The organism is Streptomyces sp. NBC_00690 (assembly GCF_036226685.1).
Taxonomy (GTDB): domain Bacteria; phylum Actinomycetota; class Actinomycetes; order Streptomycetales; family Streptomycetaceae; genus Streptomyces.
Genome location: NZ_CP109009.1, coordinates 4834451 through 4847523, shown reverse-complemented (window position 1 = coordinate 4847523; position 13073 = coordinate 4834451). Strand labels below are relative to the sequence as shown.

The 13073-nt window shown below is 66.2% G+C and carries 8 protein-coding genes; 5 read left to right on the top strand and 3 right to left on the bottom strand.

What is annotated here, in order from left to right; translation table 11 throughout:
• The first annotated feature begins 339 nt into the window (after positions 1–339).
• Positions 340–1236, top strand: coding sequence for an HAD family hydrolase (locus tag OID54_RS21215; protein ID WP_329021668.1), 897 nt, complete (start codon positions 340–342; stop codon positions 1234–1236).
• A gap of 581 nt (positions 1237–1817) precedes the next feature.
• Here the strand turns inward: OID54_RS21215 and OID54_RS21210 are convergent.
• Positions 1818–2618: an oxidoreductase gene (locus OID54_RS21210; protein ID WP_443055652.1), complete on the bottom strand. Its 801-nt coding sequence runs from the start codon at positions 2616–2618 to the stop codon at positions 1818–1820.
• A gap of 438 nt (positions 2619–3056) precedes the next feature.
• Between OID54_RS21210 and OID54_RS21205 the strand changes: the two genes are divergently transcribed.
• Positions 3057–4052, top strand: coding sequence for an ATP-binding protein (locus OID54_RS21205; RefSeq protein WP_329021666.1), 996 nt, complete (start codon positions 3057–3059; stop codon positions 4050–4052).
• Positions 4053–4086: 34 nt separating this feature from the next.
• Here the strand turns inward: OID54_RS21205 and OID54_RS21200 are convergent, their stop codons facing one another.
• A complete protein-coding gene (locus tag OID54_RS21200; RefSeq protein ID WP_329021665.1) occupies positions 4087–5415 on the bottom strand; it encodes a hypothetical protein in 1329 nt (442 codons plus the stop codon).
• Between the two features lie 283 nt (positions 5416–5698).
• Between OID54_RS21200 and OID54_RS21195 the strand changes: the two genes are divergently transcribed.
• On the top strand, positions 5699–8038 hold the full coding sequence (locus tag OID54_RS21195) for a bifunctional SulP family inorganic anion transporter/carbonic anhydrase (protein ID WP_329021664.1): 2340 nt from the start codon (positions 5699–5701) through the stop codon (positions 8036–8038).
• Between the two features lie 66 nt (positions 8039–8104).
• Here OID54_RS21195 and OID54_RS21190 read toward each other — a convergent pair whose 3' ends face one another.
• Complete coding sequence (locus tag OID54_RS21190) at positions 8105–8800, bottom strand: class I SAM-dependent methyltransferase (RefSeq protein WP_329021663.1); 696 nt, start codon at positions 8798–8800, stop codon at positions 8105–8107.
• Between the two features lie 530 nt (positions 8801–9330).
• On the opposite strand from OID54_RS21190, the gene acs reads away from it, so the two are divergent.
• Both acs and nhaA read left to right on the top strand, forming a co-directional pair.
• Entirely contained in the window at positions 9331–11286 is a 1956-nt protein-coding gene (gene acs / locus OID54_RS21185; protein ID WP_329021662.1) for an acetate--CoA ligase, read from the top strand.
• 314 nt (positions 11287–11600) lie between these two features.
• Entirely contained in the window at positions 11601–13016 is a 1416-nt protein-coding gene (gene nhaA / locus OID54_RS21180; protein WP_329021661.1) for a Na+/H+ antiporter NhaA, read from the top strand.
• Positions 13017–13073: the final 57 nt, after the last annotated feature.

Below are 13073 nucleotides of genomic sequence, written 5' to 3'. Positions count from 1 at the left end.
GTGGACAACTAGCCGCCTGTGAATAACTCGGTAGTCCATACCGGTGACTCCCAGCCGCACCTCTTCCACTACGCACAGTGACGTTGCAGAGTGGTGGATGCCCAGGACGCAAACGGCCCACGAAGGGGGGTCAGCCATCAAAATGGATCTCGACCCACAAGAGAAAACCCGCCCGGACATGCGACGACCCCCGCCGGGGGGGAGAGCGGGGGTCGTCTCTCCGGCCGACTCGGGGGGGGAGGAGCCGGACCGGGTTAGCACGGTCGCGAACGATCCGTGACTTCCATGGTGTACCCGAGAGCCTTCTCAGGCAAACCCACACGCCCGGGCGTACGCCGAATGGCGGGCACCTATGCTCTGCTCGTGGATAACCACTCCTTGCCTCGCGCAGCTGCGTTCTTTGACCTGGACAAGACGGTCATTGCGAAGTCTTCGACACTGACCTTCAGTAAGTCCTTCTACCAAGGCGGCCTGATCAACCGGCGGGCCGTACTACGCACCGCCTATGCCCAGTTCGTTTTCCTTGCTGGCGGTGCCGACCACGACCAGATGGAGGGCATGCGCGAGTACCTTTCCGCGCTTTGTAAGGGCTGGAACGTCCAGCAGGTGAAGGAGATCGTCGCCGAGACCCTTCACGACCTCATCGACCCGATCATCTACGACGAGGCCGCTTCCCTGATCGAGGAGCACCACACGGCCGGCCGGGACGTGGTGATCGTCTCCACCTCCGGCGCGGAGGTGGTCGAGCCGATCGGTGAGCTGTTGGGCGCCGATCGAGTCGTGGCGACGCGCATGGTGGTCGGCGAGGACGGGTGCTTCACGGGGGAGGTGGAGTACTACGCCTACGGACCCACCAAAGCCGAGGCCATCAGAGAACTGGCCGAGTCCGAGGGGTACGACCTTTCACGTTGCTACGCCTACAGCGACTCCATCACCGACATTCCCATGCTGGAGTCGGTCGGCCATCCCTACGCCGTGAACCCGGACCGAGCTCTCCGCCGGGAAGCAACCGTACGAGACTGGCCGATTCTCGTCTTCAACCGACCCGTCCGGCTCAAGCAACGCCTACCTGCCTTCTCGATGCCACCCCGGCCAGCTCTGGTTGCTGCTGCCGCAGTGGGTGCGGCAGCAGCGACAGCGGGGCTCGTTTGGTACGCGAGCCGCCGGCGCACTGCAGCCGCGCAAGCAGCCGCCGGGGCCCTCGAAGGCATAGCCGACCGACTTGCCCGTATTTGAAGCTAAAAGTAAAGAACTTGAGCCAGGGGTTCCGCTTCCTCGTGTACCGGAGTACAAAGGATTCAACGGCCCGCGAGACCAAGGACATCCGAGAGGATCACCGAGAAACGCATTAAGGCCCCACGGACCGAAGCATGAAAACTGAGCACCCACGCGACGTCGACCCGTCGAATACGGGCCAGCCGCACCAGGTGACGGGCAAGAGTTCCCGACCTGATGGGCACATCTTCGAGGACGCTTGGTAACTCGGTGGACATGCCAGCGGCGGTGCCGGATATCGGTACCGCCGCAACCATGTCGACACGCCCTCAGCGCGGCTCCGACGAGCACACCACCGGCCGCTGACCGGCAGCCACGCCCACTTGGCAGCACGAGCCGGGGCGCCCCTGAGGCCCTTCCCACCCAGCGCGATTCCCAGCCCGCACAGCATCCGCCAGCCACACAGGCGCATCACATCGCAGGCAGGGCTTTCCTCAAGGGCGGGTGACCTGGGGGAACTCTCCCGAGGGCGAGTGACACACCGAGCCGGGCACGATCGGGCGGCTCCAGAGGCACCCACCCCAGGGAATACCGCAACCGGCTCAGGCCGCCCCCCGCTGGAGCGCCTCACAGACCGCCGTCGATTCCCTGGCACCCAACTCAACCGCACGACCGCAGTGCGCAAACCAATCACTCATACCCTCCGGCGTACCGGACAGATATCCCTCGAAGGCTGCACTGTAGGCAGCCTGCCCCTGCTCGGCATGGCCAACTTCCGCAGGGCAGATGGCCTTGGGGTCGAGCCCGCTGCCGATCAGCACAATCCGCTCTGCCGCCCGTGCGACGAGACCGTTGTGAGAACTGAACGGGCGCAGCGCCAACAACTCGCCGTGAACGACGGCAGCGATCACCAGAGCGGGCGCGGAAGACCCTGAAATGATCAGTCGAGCCAGTCCGTCCAGTCGCCCCGCGACCTCATCCGCGCTGGGCAGCGGCGCCTGGATGAAGGGTTCGTCGACCGCTTCGCCCACGAGCCGTGGACGTCCAACGGTTACCTCCTCCGTGGCATTGCCCGAAGCGACCAGATGAAGCCTGGCCAGCACCCTCAGCGGCGACTGCCGCCAGACGGAGAGGAGTTGCCCCGCCTCCGCTGTCAATCGCAGCGCCGCCCCCACCATGCGGGCCTCGGGGTCACCACTGAAATCAGTACGCCTGCGCACCTCCTCCAAGGCCCAGTCAGCCCCAGCCAGCGCGGCGGAACCACGCGCTCCGCGCAGCGCGGCCTCGGAGGTCACCTCGTTGCTACGACGCCGCATGACACGGTGCCCATAGACACGATCGACAGCCTTGCGCATGGCCTCGACGGCCTCCGGGACACCGGTCAGGGACGCCAGAGCAACCAATGGGTCGCTCCCTGACGGCACCGAAGCATCGGCCCCCGCTCCACGCGGAACCTTCCCACTCGGGGTCGCTCCCCCTCGGGGCGAGGGAGGCGGCAGGGAGGCCCCGGACTCAGAGGAGGCTCCGCCGTCCGCACCAGAGATGTCCTGGCCAACGTGCCGTTCCCCTGCTCCGGGCTCCCCTGACGGGGCACTGGATCCGATGCCGTCTCTGACGTCGGCACGGACCGAAGTCGGCGGAGTGACGGCAGCCGCAGAAGAAGAGGGTGCGGCGGTGCGGGGCTGTGCATCCGACGGAACGGACCCTGCCGATGCAGCGGACGAAGCGTGCGTGCTCATAGCCAGCGAGGCTACGCGCCCTCGGCGCGCACCCCACCTTGGAGTGGTCTTCTTCACGCTGCATGACAGCGGGGCGACATAGAGCTACTACCCTAGGTGAACATGAAGATCGCTTTCGTAGGGAAGGGCGGCAGCGGGAAGACCACGCTGTCCTCGCTCTTCATCCGTCATCTGGCCGCCAATGAAGCTGCGGTCATCGCGGTGGACGCCGACATCAACCAGCACCTCGGAGCAGCGCTCGGGCTCGATGAGACGCAGGCGGCTGAACTGCCGGCCATGGGCGCCCACCTCCCGTTGATCAAGGAGTACCTGCGCGGTTCCAATCCCCGTATCGCCTCGCCCGACAGCATGATCAAGACGACCCCTCCGGGCGAGGGTTCGCAGTTGCTGAGGGTCGACGAGGACAATCCCATCTACGACGCGTGCGCACGCACCGTCCGGCTGGACGACGGTGACATCCGGCTGATGGCCACCGGCCCCTTCACCGAGTCCGACCTGGGTGTGGCCTGCTACCACTCCAAGGTGGGGGCGGTGGAGTTGTGCCTCAACCATCTCGTCGACGGGCTCGATGAGTATGTGGTCGTGGACATGACCGCAGGATCGGACTCCTTCGCCTCCGGGATGTTCACCCGCTTCGACATGACGTTCCTGGTCGCCGAGCCCACCCGCAAGGGCGTGTCGGTCTACCGTCAGTACAAGGAGTACGCACGGGACTTCGGCGTATCGCTCAAGGTCGTCGGCAACAAGGTCCAGGGGCAGGACGACGTGGACTTCCTCCGCGAGGAGGTAGGTGACGACCTTCTGATCACCGTGGGCCACTCCGATTGGGTACGGGCGATGGAGAAGGGTCGACCGCGCCCCTTCGAACTACTGGAAGCGGACAATCGCATGTCGCTCCAGGCCCTTCAGAACGCTGCCGACGACTCGTACGACCAGCGTGACTGGGAGCGGTACACGCGCCAGATGGTCCACTTCCATCTCAGGAACGCGGAGAGTTGGGGGAATGCCAAGACGGGGGTCGACCTGGCGGCCCAGGTCGACCCCGCCTTCGTACTGAGGGAGCGAGTAGCGGAGGTCGGCGCTCCACTACCGGCCTGATCTCGGGCCCCACGCTTGGGCGGGAGCCGCTCGATCAGTCCTTTTCCGCCGGCTTGCCCGCCGGAACCACCGGCGCGGCGGGCTTGGCGGGTTCTGCGGGAGCAGCGGGCTTGACCGGTTTGGCCTTCTCACGGCCGGACTTCGCAGGCTGGGCGGCAGTGAGGTACGTCGCCCAGCCACCCTTGGGCTCCTCCCCCACCTTCAGGGTCCTCAGTTTCGCCAGGACCGCGGGGTCCTGAGCGTCGAGCCAGTCCGCAAGCTGCTTGAAGGACACACACTTGACGTCCTTCTGCACACAGACCGTGGCAATCGTCTCCTCGATGGCGCGCATATAGGTGCCGCCGTTCCAGGACTCGAAGTGATTGCCGATGATCAACGGCGCCCGGTTGCCCTCGTACGCACGATCGAACGCCTGCACGAGGCCGTCGCGCATCTGGTTGCCCCAGTAGGTATGGGAGGCCGGGTCGCCCTTGACCGTCCCCGACTGGTTGACCATGAAGTTGTAGTCCATGGACAGGGTCTCGAAGTCCCGACCGGGCACCGGCACCAGCTGGAGGGAGAGGTCCCAGACGTTGAGTTCCTTCTCGGGCCAGATCTGGTCATTGACCCCACTGGTGTCATAGCGGAGGCCGAGTTCGCTGGCGGCGCGAACGAAGTTCTTCTGACCCTCAAGGCATGGCGTGCGCGCCCCGACCATTTCCTTCTCGTAGTCGAAGGGCAGGGGCTGTTCCGCAGTGAGGCCGGAGTTGGTCTTCCAGTTCTTCACAAAGGACTTGGCCTGGCTGATCTCGCTCTTCCATTCGTCGACCGACCAGGTCCCCACCCCGCCGTCCGCACCGCAGAAGTGGCCGTTGAAGTGGGTGCCCACCTCGTTGCCCTCCAGCCAGGCACCGCGCAACTCCCGCACGGTGTCCCGAATGCCCTCGGCGTCATTGAATCCGATGTCCGACCGACCTGCGGAGTGCTGGGGCGGAAGGTAGAGGCTCGACTTCGCCTCGGGCAACAGATAAACACCGCTGAGGAAGTACGTCATGGTCGCGTTGTACTTCTTGCCGACCTTGCGGAAGTGGGAGAAGAGTTTCTGACTGTCCTCGCCGGCCCCGTCCCAGGAGAACACGACGAACTGGGGTGGCTTCTCACCCGCCTTGAGACGTTCCGGTTTGAGTTGGGCCGGCTGAACTCCCGTGTACGCAGTCGAGCCGTCGCCGATGAGACGTGGCGCGAGCTTGGGCGCTGCGGCCTTCTTCGCACCTGGCGCGCCTTCTTGCTGGGCGTCCTTCCCGACGACCGAGCAGCCCGCGACCCCGGCGACCAGCGCCGTGACGGCGGCGCCGACGGCAACCCTTTGTACGGCGGATTTCATCCGCTCACCTCATTTCATATGACTTTGTGTTTTTCCGACCGGTATCGATGGCCGACAAAGTCGCACTGGGTGAGCGAAGGAAGGTCTGCGACGGGCCGCATTAAGCGCACTAATCACTGAAACGGGTGAACCATTGCCCTATTTGCGCAGGAAATCATGCCTCAGTCTTTACTCTGCATTACGATCAATTTACTGAAAGTTGAGCCTCCCGCCGCTTTACGCCGTGACCCACGGCCGCGTCCCCACATTCCGCGACCGCGCTGCCCCGGAGGAGACGGGAACCATGTCCGCCTGCGTCCCCACCCGCACCGACGAACCACCTCGTGAGCCCAGCAAGGCCCAGCGAACTCGCCGAGGCCGCTCCCACGAGCCACCAACGGGTCCGACCCGCTTCCGCATCAGCGGCGCGGACCTGTCCGCATCGATCGCCGTGTTCCTCATCGCGCTGCCCCTCTCCTTGGGCATCGCGCTGGCAACCGGAGCACCACTGCAAGCGGGACTCGTCGCCGCAGCAGTCGGCGGCATCGTCGTAGGCCGCTTCGGCGGCGCCCCGCTCCAGGTCAGCGGACCGGCCGCAGGACTGACGGTGGTCACCGCCGACCTGATCCAGCAGTACGGCTGGCGGGTCACCTGCGCCATCACGGTGCTCGCCGGCTTCGCGCAACTGGGCCTCGCCGCCCTTCGGGTTGCCCGTTCCGCCCTCGCCGTCAGCCCTGCGATCGTCCATGGAATGCTCGCCGGCATCGGCGTCACCATCGCCCTGGCGCAACTCCACATCGTCCTCGGCGGCACACCGCAGAGTTCGGCGATCGCCAACGTCCGCGCGCTGCCCGCCCAACTCGCGGCGCTACAGCCGGCAGCAATCACCGTCAGCGCCCTGACCGTCGCGGTACTGCTGGCCTGGCCGCGGATTCCGGGCGCAGCAGGCCGGATCGTCCGCAAGATCCCGGGCGCGCTCGCCGCGGTGGCCGCCGCAACCACGCTCGCCGTCCTAGCCGGGCTGCATCTCCCCCGTGTCGATCTGCCGTCGTGGAGCAGTCATGCACTGCCCGGGATGCCGCAGGGACCGGCGCTCGGCCTTCTCGCTGCCGTGCTGACCATCACCCTGGTGGGCAGTGTGGAGTCGCTTCTGTCGGCCGTGGCAGTCGACAAATTGATCGGTGGTCGCAAAGACCAGGACGTCCGCATCCCCCGCGCAGATCTGGATCGCGAGTTGGCCGGGCAGGGTGCCGCCAATGTGGTCTCCGGCGCGCTGGGAGGGTTGCCCATCACCGGCGTGGCCGTGCGCAGTTCGGCCAATGTGTCGGCGGGCGCCGTCAGTCGAAACTCCACGATGCTGCACGGGTTGTGGATCGTGTTGGCCGCGGTGCTGCTGGTTCCTGTGCTCGATCTGATCCCGCTGGCGGCGCTCGCGGCGCTGGTGATGGTCGTGGGTGTGCAGATGGTCAACATCACCCATATGCGGACCGTGCGACGCAATCGCGAAGTCCTGGTCTATGCGGTGACCTTGGCCTCGGTCGTGCTCACCGGGGTACTGGAGGGAGTGATCATCGGCGTCGCCGTGGCCGTCGCGGTCGCGCTGCACCGGTTGACCCGGACCAGGATCACGGAGGAGGAGCACGACGGCGTCCATCGGGTCCAGGTGCGTGGACAGTTGACGTTCCTCGCCGTTCCCCGATTGACCAGGGCGCTCAGCCTAGTACCCGTGGGCGCCCAGTGCGTCGTCGAGTTGGACGGGTCCTTCATGGACCACGCCGCCTACGAGGCCCTGCACGACTGGCAGTCCTCCCATGTGGGACAGGGCGGCACGGTGGAGTTCACTGGTCGGGCCGGGGGTCGCATCAGTGAACCCGCGTCGGAGACCCATGGCTGTTGTCGCCCGTGGACTCCCTGGCGCAACCACCACTGCGAAGCCCGGGTGCAGGGTCCCACCACCCATCAACTCGCTGACGGGCTCAGCTCCTTCCAGCGCGACACGGCCCCACTGGTGCGGGACGAGTTGGCGCGACTGGAGCGGGAGGGCCAGCGGCCGTCGCAGCTCTTTCTCACCTGTTCCGACTCCCGGCTGGTCACCAGCATGATCACAGCCAGTGGCCCGGGCGATCTCTTCACCGTGCGCAACATGGGCAATCTGGTCCCCCTGCCCGGTGCGAAGAACGGCGACGACTCGGTGGCCGCAGCCATCGAGTACGCGGTGGACGTGTTGCGGGTCGGTTCCATCACCGTCTGTGGCCACTCCGGTTGCGGCGCCATGGAGGCGCTGCTGACCACTCCTCCCGGAGGCACACAGACCCCTTGGAAGCGATGGTTGAGGCATGGCCGGCCGAGCCTGGAGCGGATGAGAAGCCGACACCGTTCCTGGGCACGGATCTCCGGCAGGCTGCCGACCGACGCCCTGGAGCAGTTGTGCCTGACCAATGTGGTCCAGCAACTGGATCATCTACGGGCGCATGAATCGGTCGCACGCAGACTCGCTGAGGGCGCGTTGGAACTCCACGGAATGTACTTCCACGGCGGCGAGGCCCAGGCGTATCTGTTGGCCAAGAGTGACGATCACAACTTTGACGCGGTGTTCACCCGGGTTGCACCGGCATCGTCGGCCCTGGTCAAGGCACATGTCTGAGCTGGTGGCAGGCCGCGGCTGAACCAGCGCGGGCTGCATATGCTCCCCCCTAGTGACACGAAGTCGCTAGGGGCGGCGCAGCCTGACCGAGAGGAAGCTCGGCTGGCTGTGCGTTTTGTCGTACCGGCGCGGATCAACCCGGCGAGCCTCCTCCTCGGCCCGAGGCTCCAGGAGGCGTTCCAGCACGAACCCTGCACCGAGCAGTTCTCCGAGGAACTTCTCCAGGGTCATCCGCCAGTAGTTCAGGGCGAATCCGTCGCCGAAAGGCAGCTCGGCTTGCTCATCCGCGAAGTAGGAACCGCCGAAGTAGGTCCAATCGCCGGTGGGGTGGGTCGTCGAGACAAGCAGGGCCCCGCCCGGCCGCAGCACACGCCGGATCTCGGCGAGCAGTTGTTCACGGGCGGTTATGTGGTGGTAGACGAGGGCCATCACCACCAGGTCGAACGACTGGTCGGCCAAGAAGGTGAGCAGCTCTTCCAGATCATGGTGGTGCAGGACGGCCCCGGCTCCGATGCGGTCCTGCGCGGCACGCAGCAGGCTTTCGCTCCCGTCGACGCCGACGACCGTCGCGGCACCTCGCTGCAGCAGATCCGCGGCGTAGTGGCCGGCCCCGCACCCGAGGTCCAGAACGGACAGCCCATCCACATCACCGGCGAGCCCCAGCATGGCGGGCCGATCGGTGTGCGCGTTGTAGGCACTGTTCGTGGCCTGGGCGGCGAACTGCTTCCCCATCTCACCGTGGTACGCGGTCTCGGCTTTCATACGTTCATCCTCACTGCTGCCGCCGCAGTCCGAAAACGGAGCGAGACACCCACCGGAGCGGGGGTCGGGGCCCGAACGCCCCCGCCTCATCGATGCACCGGCCCCGAGTGGGTTCGATCGGTCCGGGTCGGAACCGAGCACGCAGCAGAACATGCAGAGGGCTCGAAGTGGGCTCACAGGGTGCTCGCACTGGGCAAGCCCTCGGGCCAGAACCGCAGCCCTCACCCATCCGTGGATGAGCGGGATCAGACGCTTGTCCGAACCTGAAGCTCCCCCACAGCGACTCCCGGCCATTCGTAGGAGAATCAGCCATCGAGAGCCGAAGATGAACCACCCCGGGGCAGCATCCGTGCAACCGTACGGCCCCTCCTTCCCGCCGCCCGGGAAGGAGGGGCCGTCTCATAGCATCAACCAAGACTCAAAAGGTCTAAACCAATTTCTGGAAGGCTCTTGTCACCCGACCCCCTGGGCTGGTGAGCTATGGGCTCGGACACATACGCACAGAGGACGCCCTGGGAAAGGGAGATGTCGTGAGCAACGAAAGCCTGGCAAATCTTCTCAAAGAAGAGCGGCGGTTCGCGCCGCCGGCCGAGCTGGCCGCGAACGCCAATGTGACAGCGGAGGCGTACGAGCAGGCCGAGGCTGACAGGCTTGGCTTCTGGGCCGAGCAGGCACGGAGGCTCACGTGGGCCACCGAGCCGACCGAGACCCTCGACTGGAGCAACCCGCCCTTCGCCAAGTGGTTCGCGGACGGCAAACTCAACGTCGCCTACAACTGCGTGGACCGCCATGTCGAGGCCGGAAACGGCGACCGGGTGGCGATCCACTTCGAGGGCGAGCCCGGAGACAGCCGCGCCGTCACCTACGCCGAGCTGAAGGACGAGGTCTCGCGGGCCGCGAACGCCCTGACCGAGCTGGGTGTGCAGAAGGGCGACCGCGTCGCCATCTATCTGCCGATGATTCCCGAGGCCGCGGTGGCGATGCTGGCCTGCGCCCGAATCGGCGCCGCCCATTCGGTGGTCTTCGGTGGCTTCTCCGCCGATGCCGTCGCCTCCCGCATCCTGGACGCCGACGCCAAGCTGGTCATCACCGCCGACGGCGGCTACCGCCGTGGCAAGCCGATGGCGCTGAAGCCCGCCATCGACGACGCCGTCGCCAAGTGCCCCCAGGTCGAGAACGTACTGGTGGTCCGTCGCACGGGCCAGGACACGGCCGTCACCGAAGGCCGCGACGTGTGGTGGCACGACATCGTCGACCGCCAGTCCGCGGAGCACACCCCCGAGGCGTTCGACGCGGAGCACCCGCTCTTCATCCTGTACACGTCCGGCACCACCGGGAAGCCCAAGGGCATCCTGCACACCTCCGGCGGCTACCTCACCCAGGCCGCCTACACCCACCACGCCGTCTTCGACCTCAAGCCGGAGTCGGACGTCTACTGGTGTACCGCCGACATCGGCTGGGTCACCGGGCACTCGTACATCGTGTACGGCCCGCTGGCCAACGGCGCGACGCAGGTCATGTACGAGGGCACGCCGGACACCCCGCACCAGGGCCGGTTCTGGGAGGTCATCCAGAAGTACGGGGTCACGATCCTCTACACCGCGCCCACCGCGATCCGCACGTTCATGAAGTGGGGAGACGACATCCCCGCGAAGTTCGACCTCTCCAGCCTGCGCATCCTCGGCTCGGTCGGTGAGCCGATCAACCCCGAGGCATGGATCTGGTACCGGGAGCACATCGGCGGCGGCAGCACCCCCATCGTCGACACCTGGTGGCAGACGGAGACCGGCGCGATGATGATCTCGCCGCTGCCCGGCGTCACCGAGACGAAGCCGGGATCCGCCCAGCGGGCCCTGCCGGGAATCGCGGCGACCGTCGTCGACGACGAGGCCAACGAGGTCCCGAACGGTGGTGGCGGCTATCTGGTCCTCACCGAGCCGTGGCCGTCGATGCTGCGCACGATCTGGGGCGACGACCAGCGGTTCATCGACACCTACTGGTCCCGCTTCGAGGGCAAGTACTTCGCCGGGGACGGCGCCAAGAAGGACGACGACGGCGACATCTGGCTGCTCGGCCGGGTCGATGACGTCATGTTGGTCTCCGGTCACAACATCTCCACGACCGAGGTCGAGTCCGCGCTGGTCTCCCACCCCAAGGTCGCCGAGGCGGCCGTCGTCGGCGCGAACGACGAGACGACCGGACAGGCCATCGTCGCGTTCGTCATCCTGCGGGGCACGGCGACCGAGGACGAGAACCTGGTGGCTGACCTGCGCAATCACGTCGGCAAGACCCTCGGCCCGATCGCCAAGCCCAAGCGTGTCCTGCCGGTGGCGGAGCTGCCCAAGACACGTTCCGGAAAGATCATGCGGCGACTGCTGCGGGATGTCGCCGAGAACCGTCAGATGGGCGATGTGACGACGCTGACGGACTCGTCGGTGATGGATCTGATCCAGTCCCGTCTGCCGAGCGCGCCTTCCGAGGACTGACGCTCCCCCGGGGCGACGCCGCTTGGACGGTCGCCTCGGGAGACAGACCACGGGCACCCCGCAGCTCCGGCGCGGGGTGCCCGTGGTCTGTGCGGGCCCCTGCTCCTCACCCTCCGAACGCCACTCCAGGTGCCCAGAAAGTCTGCTATGCCCCTAAAGTAAGATCACAAAGATGATCGCCGGATACCCACGAGCGTCTCCTTAGGTTTATGGTGAGCCGCGCGTTAAGAGCGCGACAATGTGAACCTAGGTGCGCCGGGAAGTCTGGTCGGCAGGTGCTTTGCCCTGCCCGACCTACCGGAGGTACACCCGTCATGACTTCGCCGAGCCCCCGCAAGTTCCTTGGCCGGATGTCGTTGCCGGAGCGCACTTTCGTAGCGAACGCCCTGCGCACCGAAACCGTCGGCGGAGTCCTGCTCCTCATCGCCGCCATCGTGGCCCTGATCTGGGCCAACACTCCCCTGTCGAGCAGCTATGAGTCCCTCAGTTCGTTCCACATAGGCCCTGAGTCGCTCGGCCTGGACCTTTCGATACAGCACTGGGCGGCCGACGGTCTGCTCGCCATCTTCTTCTTCGTGGCCGGCATCGAACTCAAGCGCGAACTGGTCGCGGGTGAACTGCGCGACCCCAAAGCCGCCGCCCTTCCCGTGATCGCCGCGCTCAGCGGCATGGCCGTTCCCGCACTGGTCTATCTCGCGGTCAACACGATCGGAGGCGGCTCAACCGACGGATGGGCCGTTCCCACCGCCACGGACATCGCCTTCGCCCTCGCCGTACTCGCCGTTCTCGGTGCCTCCCTCCCGTCCGCTCTGCGCGCGTTCCTGCTGACCCTCGCCGTGGTGGACGACCTCTTCGCCATCCTGATCATCGCCGTCTTCTTCACCAGCGATCTGAACTTCGCCGCACTCGGCGGCGCCTTCGCCGGACTCGTCCTCTTCTGGATTCTCCTCCGCAAGGAAGTGCACGGCTGGTACGTGTACGTCCCACTGGCCCTGGTCATCTGGGGCCTGATGTACAACAGCGGCGTCCACGCCACCATCGCGGGCGTCGCCATGGGCCTGATGCTGCGCTGCTCCCGCCGGGAGGGTGAGGACCACTCCCCCGGCGAGCACATCGAACATCTGGTGCGTCCCTTGTCGGCAGGGCTCGCCGTACCGCTCTTCGCCCTGTTCTCGGCCGGCGTCAGTGTCTCCGGGGGCGTACTCGGCGACGTCTTCACCAAGCCCGAAACGCTCGGAGTGGTCCTCGGCCTGGTGGTCGGCAAGGCATTCGGCATCTTCGGCGGCACCTGGCTCGCAGCCCGCTTCACCCGAGCGGAACTCAACGAGGATCTGGCCTGGCCGGATGTCTTCGCCGTCGCCACCCTGGCCGGTATCGGCTTCACCGTGTCCCTGTTGATCGGCGAACTGGCCTTCGCCGGCGATGCGGGGCTCACCGATCAGGTGAAGGCTGCCGTTCTGATGGGCTCACTGATTGCTGCCGTACTCGCCGGTGTTCTTCTCAAATTGCGGGTACGCAAGTACCGGGCGCTCATCGCGGACGAGGAACGCGACGACGACCAGGATGGCATTCCCGACATCTACGAACAGGACGACCCGGCGTACCACCTCCGCATGGCGGAGATCTACGAGAAGAGGGCCGCGGAGCACCGTCGGCTGGCAGGCGTCTCAGCCGGCGGCGGACAGGAAGCCTCGGGGGCGTCGCGCGAAGACCGTGAGCGTCCGGCATGATCTGATAACGGACCCCGGACAATTCAGAAGCGTCCCGGTCTCCAGGACACTCCAGGA

What these genes read in the sequence shown, in the direction of transcription:
- OID54_RS21215 (WP_329021668.1), top strand. Translation starts at nt 340, where the DNA reads ATGGCGGGCACCTATGCTCTGCTCGTGGATAACCACTCCTTGCCTCGC.
- OID54_RS21205 (WP_329021666.1), top strand. Translation starts at nt 3,057, where the DNA reads ATGAAGATCGCTTTCGTAGGGAAGGGCGGCAGCGGGAAGACCACGCTG.
- OID54_RS21200 (WP_329021665.1), bottom strand. Translation starts at nt 5,415, where the DNA reads ATGAAATCCGCCGTACAAAGGGTTGCCGTCGGCGCCGCCGTCACGGCG.
- OID54_RS21195 (WP_329021664.1), top strand. Translation starts at nt 5,699, where the DNA reads ATGTCCGCCTGCGTCCCCACCCGCACCGACGAACCACCTCGTGAGCCC.
- OID54_RS21190 (WP_329021663.1), bottom strand. Translation starts at nt 8,800, where the DNA reads ATGAAAGCCGAGACCGCGTACCACGGTGAGATGGGGAAGCAGTTCGCC.
- nhaA (WP_329021661.1), top strand. Translation starts at nt 11,601, where the DNA reads ATGACTTCGCCGAGCCCCCGCAAGTTCCTTGGCCGGATGTCGTTGCCG.